The 20,604-nt window shown below is 37.9% G+C and carries 19 protein-coding genes; 10 read left to right on the forward strand and 9 right to left on the reverse strand.

What is annotated here, in order from left to right:
• The first annotated feature begins 36 nt into the window (after positions 1–36).
• From ACST15_RS02310 to ACST15_RS02330, 5 genes are all read left to right on the forward strand, one after another.
• Positions 37–879 carry a CvfB family protein gene (locus ACST15_RS02310; RefSeq protein ID WP_459453032.1) on the forward strand — a complete coding sequence of 281 codons (843 nt, stop codon included), beginning with the start codon at positions 37–39 and terminating at the stop codon, positions 877–879.
• Between the two features lie 77 nt (positions 880–956).
• Positions 957–1,469, forward strand: a complete 513-nt coding sequence (locus ACST15_RS02315) for a helix-turn-helix transcriptional regulator (protein WP_459453033.1) — start codon at positions 957–959, stop codon at positions 1,467–1,469.
• Positions 1,470–1,847: 378 nt separating this feature from the next.
• Positions 1,848–2,315: a pyrophosphohydrolase domain-containing protein gene (locus ACST15_RS02320; RefSeq protein ID WP_459453034.1), complete on the forward strand. Its 468-nt coding sequence runs from the start codon at positions 1,848–1,850 to the stop codon at positions 2,313–2,315.
• Positions 2,315–2,992, forward strand: a complete 678-nt coding sequence (locus ACST15_RS02325) for a response regulator transcription factor (RefSeq protein ID WP_459453235.1) — start codon at positions 2,315–2,317, stop codon at positions 2,990–2,992. Before ACST15_RS02320 ends, ACST15_RS02325 begins: the two co-directional genes overlap by 1 nt.
• Positions 2,993–2,998: 6 nt before the next feature.
• Complete coding sequence (locus tag ACST15_RS02330) at positions 2,999–4,372, forward strand: HAMP domain-containing sensor histidine kinase (RefSeq protein WP_459453035.1); 1,374 nt, start codon at positions 2,999–3,001, stop codon at positions 4,370–4,372.
• Between the two features lie 462 nt (positions 4,373–4,834).
• Here ACST15_RS02330 and ACST15_RS02335 read toward each other — a convergent pair whose 3' ends face one another.
• The 3 genes from ACST15_RS02335 to gyrA form a co-directional block, all read right to left on the reverse strand.
• On the reverse strand, positions 4,835–4,990 hold the full coding sequence (locus tag ACST15_RS02335; RefSeq protein ID WP_459453036.1) for a hypothetical protein: 156 nt from the start codon (positions 4,988–4,990) through the stop codon (positions 4,835–4,837).
• Positions 4,991–5,159: 169 nt separating this feature from the next.
• The gene (locus ACST15_RS02340; RefSeq protein ID WP_459453037.1) at positions 5,160–6,599 is read right to left on the reverse strand and encodes a tetratricopeptide repeat protein; all 1,440 of its coding nucleotides are present in this window, start codon (positions 6,597–6,599) and stop codon (positions 5,160–5,162) included.
• Positions 6,600–6,653: 54 nt separating this feature from the next.
• Entirely contained in the window at positions 6,654–9,239 is a 2,586-nt protein-coding gene (gyrA, locus tag ACST15_RS02345) for a DNA gyrase subunit A (protein WP_459453038.1), read from the reverse strand.
• Positions 9,240–9,787: 548 nt separating this feature from the next.
• Between gyrA and ACST15_RS02350 the strand changes: the two genes are divergently transcribed.
• Positions 9,788–11,560: a metallophosphoesterase gene (locus ACST15_RS02350; RefSeq protein WP_459453039.1), complete on the forward strand. Its 1,773-nt coding sequence runs from the start codon at positions 9,788–9,790 to the stop codon at positions 11,558–11,560.
• On the opposite strand, the gene ACST15_RS02355 is transcribed toward ACST15_RS02350, so the two are convergent.
• Genes ACST15_RS02355 through ACST15_RS02370 form a run of 4 tightly spaced genes read right to left on the reverse strand, consistent with a single transcriptional unit; the run spans position 11,557 to position 14,826 of the window.
• Positions 11,557–12,579: a LacI family DNA-binding transcriptional regulator gene (locus ACST15_RS02355; protein ID WP_459453040.1), complete on the reverse strand. Its 1,023-nt coding sequence runs from the start codon at positions 12,577–12,579 to the stop codon at positions 11,557–11,559. The two genes, ACST15_RS02350 and ACST15_RS02355, sit on opposite strands and share 4 nt — an antisense overlap.
• A gap of 41 nt (positions 12,580–12,620) precedes the next feature.
• Positions 12,621–12,983 (reverse strand): dihydroneopterin aldolase, encoded by a 363-nt coding sequence (locus ACST15_RS02360; RefSeq protein ID WP_459453041.1) that lies wholly within the window; start codon positions 12,981–12,983, stop codon positions 12,621–12,623.
• Position 12,984: 1 nt separating this feature from the next.
• Positions 12,985–13,899: a DivIVA domain-containing protein gene (locus tag ACST15_RS02365; RefSeq protein ID WP_459453042.1), complete on the reverse strand. Its 915-nt coding sequence runs from the start codon at positions 13,897–13,899 to the stop codon at positions 12,985–12,987.
• Positions 13,900–13,923: 24 nt separating this feature from the next.
• Positions 13,924–14,826 carry a WD40 repeat domain-containing protein gene (locus ACST15_RS02370; RefSeq protein WP_459453043.1) on the reverse strand — a complete coding sequence of 301 codons (903 nt, stop codon included), beginning with the start codon at positions 14,824–14,826 and terminating at the stop codon, positions 13,924–13,926.
• Between the two features lie 54 nt (positions 14,827–14,880).
• Between ACST15_RS02370 and ACST15_RS02375 the strand changes: the two genes are divergently transcribed.
• Positions 14,881–15,510: a 4'-phosphopantetheinyl transferase superfamily protein gene (locus ACST15_RS02375; RefSeq protein ID WP_459453044.1), complete on the forward strand. Its 630-nt coding sequence runs from the start codon at positions 14,881–14,883 to the stop codon at positions 15,508–15,510.
• Here ACST15_RS02375 and ACST15_RS02380 read toward each other — a convergent pair.
• Positions 15,507–16,340: a transglutaminase-like domain-containing protein gene (locus ACST15_RS02380; protein ID WP_459453045.1), complete on the reverse strand. Its 834-nt coding sequence runs from the start codon at positions 16,338–16,340 to the stop codon at positions 15,507–15,509. The genes ACST15_RS02375 and ACST15_RS02380 overlap by 4 nt on opposite strands.
• A gap of 153 nt (positions 16,341–16,493) precedes the next feature.
• Between ACST15_RS02380 and galE the strand changes: the two genes are divergently transcribed.
• Genes galE through rfbA form a run of 3 tightly spaced genes read left to right on the forward strand, consistent with a single transcriptional unit; the run spans position 16,494 to position 19,435 of the window.
• Positions 16,494–17,513: a UDP-glucose 4-epimerase GalE gene (gene galE, locus ACST15_RS02385; protein WP_459453046.1), complete on the forward strand. Its 1,020-nt coding sequence runs from the start codon at positions 16,494–16,496 to the stop codon at positions 17,511–17,513.
• A gap of 4 nt (positions 17,514–17,517) precedes the next feature.
• Complete coding sequence (rfbB, locus tag ACST15_RS02390; protein ID WP_459453047.1) at positions 17,518–18,573, forward strand: dTDP-glucose 4,6-dehydratase; 1,056 nt, start codon at positions 17,518–17,520, stop codon at positions 18,571–18,573.
• Position 18,574: 1 nt separating this feature from the next.
• Positions 18,575–19,435, forward strand: coding sequence for a glucose-1-phosphate thymidylyltransferase RfbA (gene rfbA / locus ACST15_RS02395; protein WP_459453048.1), 861 nt, complete (start codon positions 18,575–18,577; stop codon positions 19,433–19,435).
• Here rfbA and ACST15_RS02400 read toward each other — a convergent pair.
• Positions 19,432–20,604 (reverse strand): chromate transporter, encoded by a 1,173-nt coding sequence (locus ACST15_RS02400; protein ID WP_459453049.1) that lies wholly within the window; start codon positions 20,602–20,604, stop codon positions 19,432–19,434. The genes rfbA and ACST15_RS02400 overlap by 4 nt on opposite strands.

A 20,604-nucleotide genomic window follows, 5' to 3' on the forward strand; every position in this document is an offset into this window, starting at 1 on the left:
AATACCTTTACACCCGGCTAATCACCGGGTTTTTTTATGGAAAATGAATTAAAAATTGGGGAATACAATCGACTAAGAATCGTAAAAGAAGTCTCCTTCGGATTATATTTAGATGGTTATGAGGATGAAATACTTCTACCATTACAGTATGTACCAGAAAGCTATGAAATAGATGGCTTTATCGATGTATTCATCTACCGAGATTCTGAAGATCGGATTATTGCTACTACGCTAAAACCTCTAGCGACGATTAATCAATTTGCGTTTTTGGAAGTTAAGCAGGTAACCCCCATAGGTGTATTCCTAGAATGGGGCCTCATGAAGGACCTATTAGTTCCATTTGGTCAACAATGGGAAAAGATGTCTGTAGGCAAATCTTACCTAGTATACGTTTACCTAGACCCACAAACCGATCGAATTGTAGCATCTGCCCGCATAGATAAGTTTTTATCCTTGCTGGATGATGTTGAAGAATTCACCATAGGTCAAAAAGTACAAGCATTACCATTTGAATATACCAACTTGGGAATTAAATGCTTGGTAAACAATTGTAAACTGGGCCAATTATTCAAAAATGAAATATTTACAAATGTTAAACTTGGCAATTTAATTGATGTTTACATTGATAACATCCGTGAAGATGGTAAATTAGACTTACGTATTGAGCCTATTGGTATTCAGCGTATGGATTCACAAAGGGAAAAGATTATGGAAGCCATAAATTTACATGGTGGTGTATTAAACCTTCATGACAAAAGCCCTGCTGAAGAAATATATGAACAATTAGGGATGTCAAAAAAGGATTTCAAAAAGGCTATTGGAGGTTTGTACAAAAGTAAACTCATTTCACTTGGTAACAATTGTATAATTAAACTATAAACATTTGTAACGCAATTAGAATTTGCATTTCTATTTTATAAATTTAACTTTGTAATCCCGTTTGAATTTTTACAAAGATGAATTTAAGTCAAAAGATAGAATTGTTAATTCAGAGAAAACAGATTAGTTCTTCTCAGTTTGCTGACAAGATTGGTATACCACGAAGTAGTGTATCCCATATCTTGTCTGGTAGAAATAAACCTAGCTTAGATGTTGTTCAGAAAATACTAAAAGCATTTCCTGAGCTTACGGCAGAGGAATTATTATTTGACGATCGACTACTCTCCTTAAATTCGTCAGCTGCTCCTAAATTAGATCTGACTCAGAGTAGTCCATCTCTTTTTGACGCTCCGCAAGCAAGCCCTTCAGAATCGAATAAAAATTCTTTGGCTGAACCTACCATCGTACAATCAAATCTCAGGCGGAACAGAGAAAGCACTAAAAATAACACGGGAAATACTTCAATGGAGATGAATGTTAGCCATACAGCCGCTTCCTTTGTTCCAAGCAATCACTTGACTAAAAAAATTGAACGCATTATACTATTTTATTCGGACGGATCCTTTTCAGAAAGCAAGCCAAGCGAATGATTAAAACTTAACTAATTAATTCCTGCTGTTCTAACATTCCTGTTGTTCTATTAATTAACATTTATTAACCTGGCTATTAACTTATCCACGACTTATCCACATTCGTGCACAATTGTATTTTGGTTCACCAATATTTCAACATTTTGATATAATAATTCTTAAAATTTAATATAAACTAAGGTTTTGGCTTATACTTATCCACATGTTTCTGTGGATAAGTCGTGGAAATGTGTACAAAAGGAAACTGAATTGTACTATTTTCCCTTAAATCCAACATTTGTATCGGGAGAGATCTGCTGAAGATGTGGATAAAGCTTCGATTTTAAGGATTTACTTTAATCAATTAATTGACTAATTTTATTCTATTAGATATACCATATGAAAAAAATCGATTCCTTAAATCAAGTTGCCTTATTTCATGAAACTTTTGGAGCACCTATATTGGCTCAACCATGCATTCCTTCAGAAGAACGCTGCAAATTACGAGTGAGCTTATTGGCAGAGGAATTGGAAGAGTTACAACAAGCTATCCAAGACCGTGATTTAGTGGAAATAGCCGATGCTTTGTGTGACCTTCAATATGTACTTTCAGGAGCTGTTTTAGAATTTGGCTTGGGTGAAAAATTTGTTGATTTATTCAATGAAGTCCAACGATCAAACATGTCCAAAGCATGTAAAAGCCTGGAAGAAGCTGAAAAAACGGTTGAATATTACTTCTTGAAGGATGGAACAGAAGCCGAAATCAAGGAAGAACATGGGTTGTGGAAAGTGTACCGTAAATCTGATAATAAAGTATTAAAATCAATAGCATATTCACCGGCGAATTTAAAAGACATCATTGGATGATACGAATCTTACTCATAGAAGATGAACCCAAAACTGTTCAATCCTTAAAAAGAGGATTGGAGGAAAATAACTATGAAGTAGAAGTGGCCTACGATGGCCTCATGGGGAAACAATTAGCTACTAGAAATACCTACCAGCTGATTGTATCGGACATTATCATTCCAGGAATGAATGGAATTGAATTATGTAAAGAATTACGAAGCTTTGGAATTCAAACTCCAATTTTGATGTTAACTGCCCTAAGTACCACGGATGACAAATTGATTGGGTTTGAAGCTGGTGCAGATGATTATTTAGCCAAACCTTTTGATTTTAAGGAGTTTATGGCTCGGGTTAAAGCCTTGATTAAGCGTTCCAATCAAACTCTGGTAGACTCTCAAGTGCTAAAATTTGCTGATTTAGAGCTTGATCTTACTAGTAAATTAGTCACCCGTTCAGGTCAAAAGATTAACCTAACTGCCAAGGAATTTCAATTATTGGAGTACTTCCTCAAGAACCAGGAAAAGGTGATTTCAAAGGCAGAAATAGCAGAAAATATTTGGGAGGTGGAGGATGAAAATTCATCCAACCTGATTGAGGTATATGTGAATTACCTACGTAAAAAAGTGGATAAAAATTTTCCAAGTAAATTGATTCACACGCAATTTGGAATGGGGTATATCCTCCGACAAGAATAAAAAAATATGCAGATACGTTCCCGGTTGACATATCAGTTTACCTATTTGGTGTCGGCGATTTTATTCGTATCCTATCTGATTATCTATATTTTCTCCCAACAGAACTATAAAGAAAATTTTTACAGTCGACTTCGTCAAAAGGCCAATACGGCTGCCGAATTATTGGTCAATGTAAATCAAGTAGATTCCAAGCTATTGCGTATCATTGACCGAGCCAATCGTGATATCCTTTTTAGGGAAAATATCATGGCCTATGATACTTGCAATGAGCGCATTTATCGATCTAATGACACTATTTCTTTCCATATCGATGTCAATCGAGTTAAAGAAGTTCGCCTCAAAAAGGAAGTCCGATTTGCACATGAGGATATTGAGATTTTGGGAACGGTTTTTGCTACGCCTGAGGGAAGGATTGTTGTTTTTGCAGGTGCTGTAGATCAATATTCGGCGGAAAATGCCAAAGACTTAAAAAACATCCTAATAGCTCTATTTTTGCTATTTGTATTTATTGTCGTGATATCTGGTTGGTTTTTTGCTGGCAGAGCAGTAAATCCCATTTCAGAGGTCATCAAACAAGTTGATCACCTTTCACCCAAACGCCTTGAAGAAAGGCTGGAATCCTCTGATTCTGAGGATGAAATAGGGAAGATGGTATCAACGATCAATCGCTTATTAGAACGCATTGAGAATGCCTTTAAATTGCAAAAAACCTTTATAGCCAATGTTTCCCATGAACTTAAAAATCCATTAACGAAGATTTCTTCTCAATTGGAAGTGAGTTTGTTGAAAGAAAGAGCCGCGGAAGATTATAAAGAAACCATAGCATCTGTTTTAGAGGATTCCCAGGAGTTAGCCGCCATTACAGAATCTTTATTAGAATTAAACAAAATTAGTGTTTCTGATTACCAAGCAGGTTTCCAATTAATTCGAATTGATGAAATAATTTGGGAAGCTAGAAGCTTAACACAAAAGCTAAATAGTCACTATAAAGTAAGTATTGATACATCATTCATGCCAGATGATGAGGAAGAACTTATGATACGTGGTGATGAAAAGCTGATATTAACAGCCATTAAAAATTTAATGGAAAATGCCTGTAAATTTAGTCCTAAGCACTGTGCTTTTGTGGGATTAAGAGTTTACCATCATACCATCAATATCCGCGTTAAAAACGAAGGAAAAGGAATTCCTAAATCTGATTTACCATTTATTTTCCAACCATTTTTCAGAGGCGAAAATACAGCCTCATCTAAAGGATATGGAATTGGGCTATCTTTGGTAGAACGCATCATTCATTTACACAATGGAACTATTCAAGTTCAATCTAATCCCAATGAATGGACTGAATTTACGATGTCTTTGCCACAGACGAAACCATAATTATCAGGATGAAATACAGATATAAATAACCAAATCAATTTGTTATATAATTTATATTATGTTAAATAGATGTTCCATTATTGAATATATATTATTTTAACAGCCCTGGATTAAAATCCAGGGCTCGTATCCATGGCTCAAGCATTTTTCACCACAATTTGTATACCGGAATTGGATTTTAATCCATGGATCACGCGTTGTCACCATAATTTCATTACCAGCCCTGGATTTAAATCCAGGGCGTAAATCCCATGGTATAAATCAATGGATCAGGCGTTTTTCACCATAATTTCATTACCAGCCCTGGATTTAAATCCAGGGCTGGTATCCATGGCTCAAGTATTTTTCACCACAATTTGTATACCGGAATTGGATTTTAATCCATCGATGAGGCGTTGTCAGCATAATTCCATTCCCAGCCCTAGATTTTAATCCATGGATCACGCGTTTTTCACCATAATTTCATTTCCCAGCCCTGGATTTAAGTCCAGGGCGTAAATCCATGACATAAATCAATGGATCAGGCGTTTTCACCATAATTTCATTCCCAGCCCTGGATTTAAATCCAGGGCGTAAATCCATGGCGTAAATCAATGGATCAGAGGCGTTTTTCATCATAATTTCATTATCAGCCCTGGATTTAAATCCAGGGCTGATATCCAGGGCATAAATCCTTAACTGAAGCCTAATAAAAAAGGCCCAATCTAACGATTAGGCCTTTTTATTGGTAATTTTGAACATTATTTGTACACCAGCCTGGATTTAAATCCAGGCTGGTGGTAATAGACTATTTCAACTCAGCCAATTTACTTTCCAACTTAAGTTCGCGGTAAACTTGCTTTAAGATTTCCTTTAAATCCTCATCTTTTTTAGTAGCATATGCTTTTTCAAAGAATGGTAATGCTTCATTGTATTTAGCTGAAATTTGAGCTTCTACATTTTTACCTTCTTTCTTATATGTTTCCATATCCATCGCATTTACTTTCTTCTTGATTTCAGCAGCCTCATTGTAACGGAAAGCTCCCATTTGATACAAGGCATCATAGTAATTTGCATCAATAGCCAAAGCTTTGGTGTAGAAACCTGGAACTTCAGATTTTAATGCATCTATTTTAGAATTTAAATCTGCCAATTTAGCCGTGTTTTGAGCGGCATCCCCTACTTCTGCTTCTGCCTTTGCCAACTCCCCTTTCAATTCCTCTAATTTACCATTTTGCTCTTTAACGGTTCCGTCTAATTGGTTTATTTGAGCCGTAATAGCTGCTTTTTGCTTTGGCTGTGCTGTTTTTAATTTAGCTTTATTACGCGTAATCTCCTCCGTGAAGGCTGCTACTTGCTCTTTTTGAGCAGCAATTTTACGCTTAGCTTCGTCAACTTTAACAGCCTTTTCAGAAATTTTACGAGCATCATCACTCAAACCATTGATTTTGTTCTCATACAATAAACCAATGTTCAATAAAGACATAGCATCTTTAGGATCAGCTGCAATAGTCTTCTTCAATTGATCGATAGCCTGATCAATGCGATTGAAAGAAATCAACATATTGAATTTCTCATTTTTTAAATCCTTGCTAGCTGGATATAGGGCAATACCTTGATCTAACAAAGCCAATGCCTTATCTTCCTGCTTCTTCGTTTTATAAATTTGAGATAAACCATAAATGATGGCTACGTCCTTCCCTCCTATTGACATGTAACGCTCATAAGCTGTTTGAGCAACATCATCATTCTGAGACAATTGAGCTACCACACCTGTGTACATCGCTGAAGTTGTATCCTTTGGAGTCAATTCAGAAGCTTTGGACATGTATTTCAAAGAACTTTTATAATCTTTTCCTTGATACTTGATAACGCCCATGTTCATCAAAGCACTGTAAATCTTCTTTTCTTCAAACAATTTCTCTGCATCTTTTGCCACAGAGCCTTTTTTACCTTCTTTGGTATCCAATTTTACCGCTTCATTGATGTACTCAATGGCCTTAAATGCAGCATCAGCATCCGTTAATGCAAATGTCGAATCAGGAAAAGAGGCTAAGTCAACATAAGCTAAAGCTCTATTTAACCATGATTTGGCCTTCGTAGGCGCTTTTTTTACCTCTTCATCTGATTTCTTTACAGATTCTAAGATTGATTTTTTCTGAGCCTCTACCAAAGCCTTATCCGCTTGAGCGAAGGTCGAGCCCATGGCCATAGCCACAGTAAACAGGGTTAAAACTAGTTTTTTCATGTGATTGATTAAATTAAAAAAAAGCCCGATTTTCACCTCGGGCCGATAAAATTATTATTCTTCAGTTAAAGTTTCATCTTCTGCTCCTAAACCTTCAGCTTCATTTCCGCTTTCAGGAGAATCCGTGATGATAGTATCTTCCACAACCGTAGCCACTCCTTCTACCACTTCCGCCTCTTCAATTTCCGGCTCTTTGTCGATTTTAGTTACAGACGAAATCTCATCTGACTCATTCTTTAAACGAATCAATTTAACTCCCTGGGTATTTCTGCCCATTACTCGTAACTCAGCTACACTTGTACGAATTAGAATACCCGCTTTGGTAATGATCATCAAATCATTATTGTCATTAACTTCTTTGATCGCAACTAAATTACCTGTCTTTTCCGTGATATTCAATGCCTTAACGCCTTTTCCTCCACGATTAGTCAATCGGTAATCTTCTACCTCTGAACGCTTACCAAATCCTTTTTCAGAAACAACTAACAATTGTTGGACCTCAGGATCAGAAACACAAACCATTCCAACCACTTTTTCTGTAGGAATATCTTCGTCTATCCAAATACCTTTAACTCCAGCGGCTGAACGACCCATAGGACGAACACGCGTCTCTTCAAAACGAACAGAACGACCTGTATTGGTTGCAATCACAATCTGATTATTACCATTGGTTAAAGCTACATCCAATAATCTATCCCCTTCACGAATCGTTATGGCAATAATACCATTTTGACGTGGACGAGAATAGGCTTCCAAACTTGTTTTCTTAATCGTACCATCTTCCGTACACATCACAATGAAGTTATTGTCGATGTAATCCGGATCAGTAATCGATTTCACATTAATCACGGCACGAATACTATCACCGTTCTCAATATTCATCAAGTTTTGAATTGGTCTACCTTTGGATACTTTTGAACCCTCAGGAACAGCATAAACCCTTAACCAGAAGCATTTACCTCTTTCCGTAAAGAATAACAACCAATTGTGCATGGTTGCGGTAAATAAATGCTCAGTATAATCGTCGTCTTTTGTAGCTACCGCACGGGAACCTACTCCCCCTCTGGTCTGTGCACGATATTCCGTGATTGGTGTACGCTTAATATAACCTTGTGCAGAAACGGTAATTAACATTTCCTCATCTGCAATCATATCTTCTACCGAGAATTCATCATCGGTCATGTTGATTTGCGTTCTACGCTCATCACCATAACGGGTTTTCATTTCGGTTAATTCATCCTTGATAATTTGTAATTGACGTTCAGGTCTTGCCAAAATGTCTTCCAAATCCTCAATTAACTTCATGATTTCTGCATATTCGTTCATGATTTTCTCACGCTCCATACCTGTAAGACGCTGTAAACGCATCTCCAAAATGGCTTTCGACTGCAGTTCAGATAAGTTAAAAGTCGCCATTAAGCCCTCTTGAGCTGAATTGGGATCTTTTGACTCACGAATTAATTTAATTACCGCATCAAGATTATCCAGAGCAATAATAAATCCTTCTAAAATATGGGCTCTTTTACGTGCTTCACGTAAATCGTATTTCGTACGACGAACAATGATTTCGTTTCTGTGCTCAACAAAATGATGTATTAAATCCTTCAAGTTAAGCATCATCGGGCGACCTTTCACCAAAGCAACATTGTTCACACTGAACGATGATTGAAGAGCGGTGTGCTTGTATAGATTATTTAAAACAACGTTAGCTACGGCATCACGCTTTAAATCAAATACTATACGCATTCCTTGACGGTCAGATTCATCACGAATCTCTGAAATACCCTCAATCTTTTTATCATTCACTAAGTCAGCACATTGCTTAATTAATGAAGCCTTATTCACCATGTAAGGAATCTCCGAAACAATGATTTGCTCCTTACCCGTTTTGGAGGTATCAAATGTGGCATTTCCTCGCACAACAATACGTCCACGGCCCGTTTCAAAAGCATTTTTAATACCTTGAACGCCATAAATAGTACCGCCTGTAGGGAAATCTGGTGCTTTTATATACTGCATCAACTCCATGATGGTAATATCTCGGTTATCAATGTAGGCCGAAATTCCATCCACAACCTCAGATAAATTATGAGGCGCCATGTTGGTAGCCATACCCACCGCAATACCCGAAGTACCATTTAACAATAAATTAGGAATCTTAGCCGGTAAAACCGTTGGCTCTTCCAATGAATCGTCAAAATTTGGCTGAAAATCAACGGTTTCTTTGTTTAAATCCGACAACATCTCATCGGCAATACGCTTCAATCTCGCCTCAGTATAACGCATAGCAGCGGGTGAATCTCCATCCACCGAACCAAAGTTACCTTGGCCATCTACTAATGGATAACGCAAAGACCAATCCTGAGCCATACGTACCATCGTATCATACACGGATGAATCACCATGCGGGTGATACTTTCCTAAAACCTCCCCGACAATACGCGCTGATTTCTTATATGATTTATTATAACTAACACCCAACTCCTCCATTCCAAACAATACCCTCCGATGAACCGGTTTCAATCCATCTCGAACATCGGGTAATGCTCTAGACACAATTACTGACATTGAATAATCAATGTACGCCCCTCTCATTTCATCTTCGATGTTGATTGGGATAATATTTGTTGATACTGACATAAATTATGGTTTGATGCGTTGAACTACCTTCCGTTTTCAACACAAAAAAATGTTTGATTTACAGAGATTTCCAATAGCTACAAATATCATTAATTATGCCAATTTTTCCAAGATAAATCACAATAAATTGACAATTTTTCAAGCATTAAATAATTGCATTTCAAGACTAAAAAATAGGCCCTCTTTTTCACACACAATATGGCTCAAATGTTATACTTGTAAATCGTATGTGACCTTTATTAACTTAATTTCTAGACCTGCCAAAATAAGCTAAACCCCTGAAAATGAGCATGGCATTTCCATTATTTATCCCCTACCCTTTTGAAGTAAATGTACAAGCTGTTGAAAATCAAAATTTCAATCAACCAATTTTATCCTTTTAGTATATTTTTTTGAATTCTATATTAACATAAAATATAAAAAATACATTGGAATGTCATTACCTATCGGATCAACTATCCTAAGCTCTTTAAATTTTCATGAGTAATTGAGCCATTGTGAAATAAAAAATTTAGGCTTTTGTTTATCTTTACTCGATTTCAAAAAATATGGACCTAAGAAAATCAATCACCTCAGCTTTTTCCTTCATAGGACTCATCGCCTGTTTATTGATTCTTAGTCATTCACCTGGGGCAAAGGCTCAAAAAATCACCCGATTTCCCTACATTCAAATGGTCCAGTCCAATGGGGTGTTAATTCGTTATCGAACCGATCAGGCAATTATCTCTGAGATCAGTTTAAGTACAGACGGAAAAACGTTTAATCCTAGTGTAAAAAGTAGTTCGGCACAAACCGAACATAGTCTATCTCTAAACTCCCTGCAGCCAAGCACGAAATATTTTTACCGAGTTCATTTAGGAGAGAAAGAAATCTTGGGGGATTCCACGTACTTTTTCAAAACCGCTCCTACTGTTGGCTCCAAAGAAAAGATTTCCATTTTTTCAGTGGGCGATATGGCCGCAGGAGAAACTCAAAAGAAGGTATATAATGCTTATTTGAACTACCAAAAGAACAACTATACCCATATTTTTCTAAGTTTAGGCGATAATGTTTATTGCGGAGGAAGTGACGCTTGTTGGCAAGATGAGTTTTTCACCCCCTACCACGCAGGTCGATTGTTAAGACAAAGTGCCCTATTCCCTTCCGTGGGGAATCATGACTACGACAACCAAGCATTCCCATATCAACAAGATGAGCCTAAAATGGCATATTATCAAAATTTCACTTTACCAAGTAAAGGAGAACTTGGGGGTATACCCTCTTCATCAGAGGCTTATTATTCTTATGACTTTGGCAATGTCCATTTTGTATGCTTAGATTCTTATGCCTGGGGCAAAGATAATTTTCGCATTTTCGATCAAGTGAATAACATTCAACTTAATTGGCTAAAAGAAGACCTAAAAGCCACAAAACAAGACTGGAAAGTAGTTTATTTTCATTTTCCCTTATACACCAAAGGTACCTATGACTCTGATGTCAGCGGTGAAATCATCAAGTTACGGGATTATTTAACTCGGGTATTTGACGAATACGGGGTAGATTTAGTCATGTCAGGCCATAGCCATGTATACGAAAGATCAAGGCCCCTGAAAGGTCAATATGGCCTATCTAGCGAGTTTTCGCCTGAAAAGAATTGGTCATTTAATTCCTCAGGGAGATATGATGGTTCTGACAAATCCTGTGCTTATGTCATCAATCACTCCGACCCAAATAAAAAAGGGACTACCTATGTTGTCAATGGCTGTGGTGGGCAAACTGCTGCACATCGCTTCAACTGGCCCCATCCCGTTATGGAGTATTCATTAGATAAACGAGGAGGATCCATGGCCATTGACATCGAAAACAATCGCTTAGATGCCAAATTCATTGATGAAGATGGTGCTATTTTAGATCAGTTTACCCTTTTCAAGGAAGTGAATAAAGTCACCAAGCAAACCATAAATGCTTATGATGCCATTGAACTGAAAGCTTCCTGGCCTGCTCCTACTAATTCCTACAATTGGTCTACCGGAGATAAATCACAAAAAATCAACCTAAGGCCTTTAAAATCAGTAACATACACTGTAACTGATACTCAAAAGTGTTTGCAAGATCAATTTGATATTACGGTAAACCCTCCCCTAGGAACCACGAAATGGGAAGAATTAATTGCACAACCTTTTGATTCATTAGAAATTTACGACCTGCTTGGCAGACCTTGGAAATCCATTCAAAAAGCAGGCCTAGTAGATGAGCATATCCTGGATGGTATACCCAATGGACAGTATATTTTGGAGTATCAATACCAAGGAAAAAGATTTACCCTGAAACTAAATCATTAGTTCCGTTTTGTTGAAGACTCTCTGACAACCAAATTCGTCTTCAAAACTTCTACTTTAGGAATAGATTCTCCTGTTTTTTGTTCAATTTGCGCCAAAAGTAATTCCACTGAAATTCTACCAATTTCATCCAAGGGTTGAGAAACCGAGGTAATAGTTGGAGAAATCACCTGACATATAGGTTCGTTATTAAAACTTACCATTTTAACATCCTCAGGCACTCGAATTTTAAGTTCTTTCAATGCGGTCAAAACACCGATAGCCAAACGGTCGGAAACGACCAAAATACCATCAGGACGGTTGTCGGACTGCATCAATAAATGGGTTTGGGACCTTGCCGTATCTTGGTAATAATCTGAATGAAGAATTAAGCTTGGGTCAACCGATAATCCTGCCTCTTCCAAGGCATGTATATATCCTAATCGACGTTGATTACTAACTGATACATTCTTTGGGCCCGCTAAAAAAGCAATCCGTTTACAGCCATTTTCAATCAAATGTTTGACAGCTTCATAGGCAGATTGCTCATTATCTACCATCACCTTGGAAGCTTGAATATCTTCACAATTACGGTCAAAAAACACCAATGGTATTCCGCGTCTTTGTAAGCGCGTTAGATGTTCAAAGTTACTCGTCTCCCGAGAAAGTGATATGATGATACCATCCACTTGACCTCTCGATAAGTTTTGGATATTGGTTAATTCCCGTTCATAAGACTCCTGAGTTTGGGTAATCAACAAACTGTAGCCCGCTTTAATGGCCGCTTCCTCAATGTGCTTAATCACTGTTGAAAAGAAGTAATAGCCCAAATCAGGCACAATAATACCCAAGGTCTTTGTTTTACTTTTAACTAAACTTGTAGCCAATAGATTTGGCTGATAGTCCCATTCTTTTGCTAAATCCAAGACTAATTTCTTGGTATCAGGATGAATGTCAGGTAAATCACGAAGTGCGCGAGAAACGGTCGCCACAGAGACATTCAACTGCTTGGCAATATCTTTGATCGTTACTTGATGACCCATTCCTTTTAACGTTTTGTTTCTATAGTGCTAAAACCAAGTGACTATTCAAATGTTTTATTCCAATGAATAGCTGAATTACCCTGACTTAAACCCAATGGGGGATTCAATTTTTTAAGACTTATTTCAATCCCTTTTAGGTGCGGCCAGCGATGAACCAAGGCCTTGGCTAGTTTTTCTACAATAGTTTCCAATAAATCCACAGGCTCTTTCATGGTAGATTGGCAAATCTGATAAACCTGACCGTAGTCTATCGTAAGATTTAAATTATCCTTTAATGTATCCTGTGCCAGGATGCTCAATGTTATATCTAATTCATACCAATTACCCAAAATTCTTTCTTCAGGAAAATAGCCATGATAGGCATAAAAACGTAAACCATGCCAAGCTACTTGGTAAAAATCCATATTAGTTAATTTCTCCAATTTTACCCTGTGGTCCAGAAGATTTGGCATAAGCCTCTAACACCTTATTTAAGGTAGGCAAACTATCATCTGGACTTAAATTCGAAGGATCTACTACTTTTTTCTTAGTTAGCGCCGCTTTTTTTACTGTCGTTTTCTTAGTCGGTTGCACAGTCTGACTGGCCTTGTCAGCCAAAGGTTTTCTACCGCGCTTAGCTGGAATTTTATCTACGGTCGCTGAAGGGCTTGATTTGGGCCGTCCGACTTTCGCTTTTGGCTTAGCTTGTGGAATTACTTTTTTAGGCTTTTTGGTGAGCTTCGAAGGGCTTGAAGATTTAGCTGGGCTTGGTTTACTTGTTCGCTCTTGAAACTTCTCCGTAAGGTCATTGGTTTGAACGAGCGCATCGTTGGATACCGACCAGGTCTTTATTTGTTGCAAAGTCTTTTGTGAGATTCCCATCAACTGCTCAGCTACTTCTTTCTGAGCCTCTTGAAGACCTCGTAAAACACGTTCCTGTTCTTTAATTGTCTGATTGGTTTGCAATAAAATCTGCTTCGATTCTCCTTCTGCCAATAATTTGATTTTGGCTGCCTCTTTCTCAGCCTGCTCAATCAGAAGCTTTGACTCCTTTTGAGCTTGTTGATGAGCATGAGCAGCATCTTTCTCCGCCTTGATTTTCCAGTTCAATTGAGCTTCCTCAGCCATTTGAACGGCTTTCAACATGGAAGATTCAGCTTCTCGCAAACGATTGAGCTCTTTCTCTAGTTCCACGATTCTAGACTCTAAACGATCTCGACTTTGTTGAATAGACTGGTGGTACTCCTCGATGCGCGATAAATAATCATGTACATCAGAAACATCGTATCCACGAAAGGATTTAGAAAAAGATGCCTCGGGTAGTTCGTATGTATGCTCCATAATCTGCTAAAATAGAAAAAAAGATTAATGAATCTTCCAAACGGAGATATTTTTATCATCTGAAGCAGAGACCAACTGATCTTCAAATGGAGTCCATATTAATTTATTAACCGAATTTTTATGCCCTCCGTAGCGAGCAGCATCAATCACTTTCAGTAAGGTTAAGTCACGTGCATCCCAAATCTTAATGGTTTTATCCATGCTGGCACTGGCAAACAATGGCTGCTGTGGATGAAAAACCAAATCGTGGATGGAATACATGTGAGCAATTACTTCGCTATCTGCTTGAAAATTAGCCGTTTCAATAGTCTTCAATTTCCATTTTTTAATTCGAGCATCTTTACCTACCGACAATAGAACCTCTTCATTTTCCCAATATTGTAAACCAAAAACACTACCCTCATGGGCTTTCCAAGCCAATTCCATATCAAATTTGGAATTAAATATTCGGATAAAACCATCACTGTATGCCGCGGCGATACGCCCATTTGGCAATAATCGTAGGGTTCTGACACTTTTATCGCTGGCCTTGATGTGTTTGATGATTTGTTTGGAATCAAAATCAAGGACAGTAATCAAACCATCTTGATGGGCTACCCAGACCTGCTTTTGATTAAACAAGATATCAAAGATGGAATTTGGCCCTAGGGCAATAGAAAAAATTCTATCTTGATTCGATAATTGAATTCCATGAATACCTTCAAAATTTTGACCAACCCATAAAACCCCTTGTTGGTCTTGCTTCATGGCATAAACAGATCCGTTGATTTGAGCTACTACCTTACCAACATCTGGTTTCTGTAAATTCCATTGTACCACCCATCCGTCAGAACCTGCTGAATAAAACTCATGGGCCTGTTCCCCAGAAGCTAAAGAATAAATCGGTCCTCGATGCCCAGAAAAGGTATCTATCCGCTCAATTTGCATGATGTCGACTTTTGAATACAAAAATGGTAATTTTACCAGCAAATACGCTCAACTATGCCTCAAATTTTCCCCAATCTTGAATTAAGCTTACCAGGAACTTCTTGGTTAATTTGGGAAATTAAGGAGAATGAAAACTTTTTTGATCAAATACCTGATTCATGGAAAACAACACTCCCTCCAGAACAATCCCATGAAACAAAAAAAATCGAATCATTGGCAGCCCGTTATTGCTTGTGGCAATTAGTGCAAGAACAAATTGGTCAAGATGTCTTGTTGGTCAAATCAACAACTAATAGGCCCTATTTAAATCATTCAGATTGGCAAATTAGCCTCAGCCACTCATTTCCTTATGTTGCTGCGGCCATCAGTCACCAAAAAAACATTGGCCTGGATCTGGAAAAAAAAGCTAGAAAAATACTAAAAATTGCACCTAGATTTCTTTCCATGGAAGAACTGGATTGGTCTAAAAATGATGCATCAAAACAAGTGGCGGCATGGACAGTCAAAGAAGCCATGTACAAGGCTCAGCATCAAGCTGGGCTTGATTTCAGAAAAGAAATTAGTTTTGATTTAGAATTTCCACTTCAAAAAGGATACATCCACTTAGCGGAAGCGCGTTATGACTTTCAGCTATGGCAAGAAGAATTCCCTGATTTTTGGATCAGCCTAGCCATTCGACATTAATCCAAGGATTCAATGATTTGGTTTAACTCATTTTTATGTTCCTCATCCCCTGCCTTGTCATAAGCCATGATTAAGTTTCTAAGCACCCGACGAATAATTTCTAGATTAGAACAAGGATTGTAGTAAATCTCATTCGGAGCTAAATTCAATTGAGCTAAATAATTATCAATATCCACTCGATTGAAAATTAATCCTTTATTGAAAACATTGATATAGAACTGAACTCCTTTTTGTTTGTAAGTCAAAACAAACAAATTAGGCAAATTAACCCCATAAACCGGGAATCCTAGTCGCTGGGCAATCCACATGTAAATAACACAAAGGCTAATAGGGTTTCCCTTTCTACTCTCCAACACGACATTGATATAGGAATTATTGGCGGCATGAAAGTTTTTGGTATTTGCCCCAAATTTCAATTGATCAAAAATAACACCGTTTAAAACTTTGATTTGATCCATAGGATGCAAATTCTCCCTTATTTGAGGCCAAACTTCATAGTAAAGTTGGTCCAAATCTGTTTTCAATTGGGAGTAAGAATAATCCGGAAAACGATAGGTAGCTACAATCCACATTCCCTCCATTAAGTCCATCCCTCCTGCTTCCTTCCAATGCATTAAGCGATTTCGCATGGATTCCAATTGAAAATCATGAATCAGATTCTCAATTTTCTCCTGAAGAAAAGGATTTAAACTTAATTGCTCCCACTCAGATTCCAAAACAGGTATGATGGAGGGTCCCAAGGTTCGAATCTGTTGCTCAACCAATTGTACGACCTCAGAATCACTGTCGTCGAGCAATTGAATCATGGCTTTGATAGCTGGTTCCTTCATATGGGTTGTAATTTAAATCAAAAATAAGTACTAAGTGTTGAATTACAAACCTCTTACATGGTAAGCCCTTACAATAAATGTTGACTGCATAAATTTTTTTTCAAGAGAATATAAGCCTAAATTTGCTAGCTCATTGAAGCACCATTTCAATATATGAATATTTTAATAACTGGAGGAGCAGGTTTCATAGGCTCTCATACCTATGTGGTCCTAAAAGAAAATGGCTTCACTCCTATTATTGTCGATAATTTTGCCAATTCCTCAGTAGATGTGATTGATCGATTAAAGACCATCACCCAGGATGAGGTAATTTATCTAGAAGGCGATGTGAATGATGCGGCAGTATACGATCAATTATTCCAACAATACTCCATCGATGGCGTCATTCATTTTGCAGCAGCAAAAGCCGTAGGAGAATCGGTAGAAAACCCATTGAAATACTATCGAAATAATGTGGCTGCTACAGTCCTATTATTAGAAAAAATGAATGAATACGGGGTAAAAAACCTCGTTTTTTCCTCTTCTTGTACGGTTTATGGCCAGCCTGAAAGCCTACCTGTAACCGAGTCAGCACCAGTGCAGCCAGCTGTATCTCCTTATGGAAATTCCAAGCAGATTTGCGAAGAGATTATTCGAGATAGTGTTCAAGCCAAAGATGCTCATCTAAAAGCTATATCCTTACGTTATTTCAATCCGATTGGAGCCCATGAAAGTGCCTTAATTGGCGAATTACCCTTGGGACCACCAGCCAATTTAGTGCCTTTCCTGATGCAGTCGGTGGCAGGACTGAGAGGTCCATTACAAGTATTTGGAAATGATTATCCAACAGCTGATGGTACTGCCATTAGGGATTACATTCATGTTTGTGATTTGGCTGAAGCCCATGTTAAAGCATTGAGTTACTTATTAGACCAGCCAAAATCCACATATTATGACTTTTTTAATATAGGTACTGGCAAAGGCAGCTCTGTGTTAGATGTCATTCAAGCCTTCGAAAAAACCACCGGAAGAAAAGTGCCTTATGAAATAAAACCTCGTCGTTCTGGAGATATTACGGCCGTTTATGCTGCTACGGATAAATCCAAAGAGATTTTACATTGGTCAACAAAAAAAAGTTTAGAAGAAGCCTTACTAGATTCTTGGAGATGGCAAGAACAGCTTCTTAAATCATAATTTTATGAAAAAAATAGTCATTACCGGGGGTGCCGGATTCATTGGTTCACATGTGGTTCGTTTGTTCGTTCAAAAATACCCAGATTACCAAATCTACAACCTAGATGCCTTAACATACGCAGGTAATTTAGCCAATAACGAGGATATCGCTCATTTGCCTAATTACCATTTCATCAAAGCTGACATCACCGATGCCGACCATATAGATGCTTTATTTGCTGAACATCAGTTTGATGGTGTTTTACATTTAGCAGCTGAATCGCATGTAGATCGCTCCATTTCAGATCCTTTGGCTTTTGTGAAAACCAATGTCATTGGAACTGTGAATTTATTACAAGCTGCTAAAAAACATTGGGCCAATCAGTTTGAGGGAAAGCGTTTTTACCATATTTCCACTGATGAGGTTTATGGTGAATTACACAATCCGGAGGAATTCTTCTTAGAAACTACTCCCTATGACCCTCGCTCCCCTTATTCCGCTTCCAAGGCTTCTTCTGACCACTTTGTAAGGGCCTTTCATGAGACGTATGGCTTGCCAACAGTTATCACGAACTGTTCCAACAATTATGGCCCCAATCATTTTCCAGAGAAACTAATTCCTTTAATGATTCACAATATCCTCAATAACAAACCATTACCGGTTTATGGAAAAGGGGAAAATGTGCGGGATTGGCTTTACGTAGTAGATCATGCGCGAGCAATTGATACCGTTTTTCACCAAGGTAAAATAGGTGAAACCTACAATATTGGAGGATTCAATGAATGGAAGAATATTGATTTAGTTCATTTATTATGCCAAATTATGGATAGTAAACTTGGACGAGCAGAAGGAACATCCAAGCAACTAATCACCTATGTGACCGACCGTGCTGGACATGATTTACGTTACGCGATAGATGCACACAAAATTATGAATGAACTGGGTTGGGAGCCCTCATTGCAATTTGCCGAAGGTTTAGAGAAAACCGTAGATTGGTACCTAAACAATGAGAAATGGCTGAAAGATGTAACTTCTGGAGCCTACCAGCAATATTATCAAAACATGTATCAAGGAAGATAAAATGAAAGGAATTATTCTAGCAGGCGGTTCAGGAACTCGCCTTCATCCATTGACTTTAGCAGTAAGTAAGCAATTAATGCCTGTTTACGACAAACCAATGATCTATTATCCTTTATCCATTTTGATGTTATCAGGGATACGTGAAATTTTAATTATCTCCACGCCTCATGATTTACCTCATTTTGAGAAATTATTGGGTGATGGTTCACAAATTGGATGTCATTTTGAATATGCTGTTCAACCAGAACCCAATGGACTGGCACAGGCCTTCGTCATTGGAGAGAAGTTTATTGGAAAAGATAAAGTGGCCTTGGTTCTTGGAGATAATATTTTTTATGGATCTGGATTGAGTAAACTACTTCAAGCCAACAATGACCCTGATGGTGGTGTGGTTTATGCCTATTCTGTCAATGATCCAGAACGTTATGGTGTTGTAGAATTCGATGCAGATAATAATGTTTTATCTATTGAAGAAAAACCAAGTCAACCGAAATCAAATTACGCGGTTCCTGGTTTATATTTTTATGATAATGAGGTAGTTGAAATAGCTAAAAACATAGCTCCATCTCCTAGAGGTGAATATGAAATCACCGATGTCAATAAAGAATATTTGAAGCGAGGAAAGTTAAAAGTAGGCATTTTAAACCGAGGTACAGCTTGGTTAGATACAGGAACTTTTGCCTCCTTAATGCAGGCGGGGCAATTTGTTCAGGTTATCGAAGAGCGTCAAGGAATGAAAATCGGATGCATTGAAGAAGTAGCTTACCGCATGGGTTTTATTGATGCTAAACAATTAGAAGCCATTGCTAAACCTTTGGTAAAGAGTGGCTATGGCCAGTATTTATTGAATTTATTGCGTTAGGAAACGATAATTCCTGCTACTAAAGCAATCACAAATAAGGCGATGGGAGGAAGCTTCGTCATTTGAGCAACCAAAAACGTCACAATCACAATACCGAATCCAATCAGGTTCGCTTGTACAACCATCGGGTGAATGAAAGTATAAACCGCCACGATGGTTAATCCAACCGAAACAGATTGGATTCCTGGTAAAGAGGCTCTAATAAAGCGATATTGCTTTAATTGTCCCCAAATTCGGTACACAAAAAAGATAAGGAAGGTCCCCGGTAAAAATATTCCTAAAGCCCCAATCACGCTTCCGGCAAGTTCTCCCAAAATGCCATAATCTTTCATCAATAATACACCCAGATAAGAAGTCAGGGCAAATACAGGACCAGGAAGAGTCTGAGACAAGGTCATTCCTGTTAAGAAATCATCTTCCCGAATGAGTTGCTTAAATTCCACAAATTCGGTAAATAAAACAGGTACTAATACTTGCCCTCCCCCAAATACTAGACTACCATTTCGGTAAAAATTCTCAAAAATACGGATGGGGTAATAATCCGTAAAATGACCTAAAACGGCCAAAAAGACCAAAAATCCCCAGAATAAATGAAAATTGGCCCAAGGGATAATCATTTTGTGCTTATTCTGCCGAGGAAATTCTTTGAAATTTAAGGATGAAATCAAACCTCCCATCAGCAATAAAAGTGGAAATATAAAGGGGCTTTGAAAATACAAACCAATCAACACAGTAAATAAGAATATGAAAATGTACATGGGAGCCCGAAGGAATTTCTTAGCCATAATCCAGCCAGCTTGCAGGATTAAACCAATACCCACCGGAGTAACAAACTGAATGATATCCCTATTTCTGAGATAAGTCATTCCAAAGGCAGCCAAGGTCATTACAAAAACGGCAGGACTTATCCAGGCGATTAAAGTGGCGTAAGCCATATTGGCACCACCACGTTTATACCCGATAGCGGTTATCATTTGCGTGGAAGTTGGGCCTGGTAAGAAAGAACATAAGGCCTGAATTTCAAACAATTCATCCTCAGTTAGATAGCCCTTTTCCTGAACTAATTTTTTAAGAAAAAGGGCTATATGCACTTGAACGCCACCAAATGAAGTCATAGCCAACACTAACACATCCCAAAGGAATTCGACATGTTTGGGCTTTCTCCACAT

This window comes from Aquirufa sp. Wall-65K1 (assembly GCF_054558475.1).

Coding starts and splice junctions, on each gene's coding strand:
- ACST15_RS02310 (WP_459453032.1), top strand. CDS start 37: ATGGAAAATGAATTAAAAATTGGGGAATACAATCGACTAAGAATCGTA.
- ACST15_RS02315 (WP_459453033.1), top strand. CDS start 957: ATGAATTTAAGTCAAAAGATAGAATTGTTAATTCAGAGAAAACAGATT.
- ACST15_RS02320 (WP_459453034.1), top strand. CDS start 1,848: ATGAAAAAAATCGATTCCTTAAATCAAGTTGCCTTATTTCATGAAACT.
- ACST15_RS02330 (WP_459453035.1), top strand. CDS start 2,999: ATGCAGATACGTTCCCGGTTGACATATCAGTTTACCTATTTGGTGTCG.
- ACST15_RS02335 (WP_459453036.1), bottom strand. CDS start 4,990: ATGATGAAAAACGCCTCTGATCCATTGATTTACGCCATGGATTTACGC.
- ACST15_RS02340 (WP_459453037.1), bottom strand. CDS start 6,599: ATGAAAAAACTAGTTTTAACCCTGTTTACTGTGGCTATGGCCATGGGC.
- gyrA (WP_459453038.1), bottom strand. CDS start 9,239: ATGTCAGTATCAACAAATATTATCCCAATCAACATCGAAGATGAAATG.
- ACST15_RS02350 (WP_459453039.1), top strand. CDS start 9,788: ATGGACCTAAGAAAATCAATCACCTCAGCTTTTTCCTTCATAGGACTC.
- ACST15_RS02355 (WP_459453040.1), bottom strand. CDS start 12,579: ATGGGTCATCAAGTAACGATCAAAGATATTGCCAAGCAGTTGAATGTC.
- ACST15_RS02360 (WP_459453041.1), bottom strand. CDS start 12,983: ATGGATTTTTACCAAGTAGCTTGGCATGGTTTACGTTTTTATGCCTAT.
- ACST15_RS02365 (WP_459453042.1), bottom strand. CDS start 13,899: ATGGAGCATACATACGAACTACCCGAGGCATCTTTTTCTAAATCCTTT.
- ACST15_RS02370 (WP_459453043.1), bottom strand. CDS start 14,826: ATGCAAATTGAGCGGATAGATACCTTTTCTGGGCATCGAGGACCGATT.
- ACST15_RS02375 (WP_459453044.1), top strand. CDS start 14,881: ATGCCTCAAATTTTCCCCAATCTTGAATTAAGCTTACCAGGAACTTCT.
- ACST15_RS02380 (WP_459453045.1), bottom strand. CDS start 16,340: ATGAAGGAACCAGCTATCAAAGCCATGATTCAATTGCTCGACGACAGT.
- galE (WP_459453046.1), top strand. CDS start 16,494: ATGAATATTTTAATAACTGGAGGAGCAGGTTTCATAGGCTCTCATACC.
- rfbB (WP_459453047.1), top strand. CDS start 17,518: ATGAAAAAAATAGTCATTACCGGGGGTGCCGGATTCATTGGTTCACAT.
- rfbA (WP_459453048.1), top strand. CDS start 18,575: ATGAAAGGAATTATTCTAGCAGGCGGTTCAGGAACTCGCCTTCATCCA.
- ACST15_RS02400 (WP_459453049.1), bottom strand. CDS start 20,604: ATGTGGAGAAAGCCCAAACATGTCGAATTCCTTTGGGATGTGTTAGTG.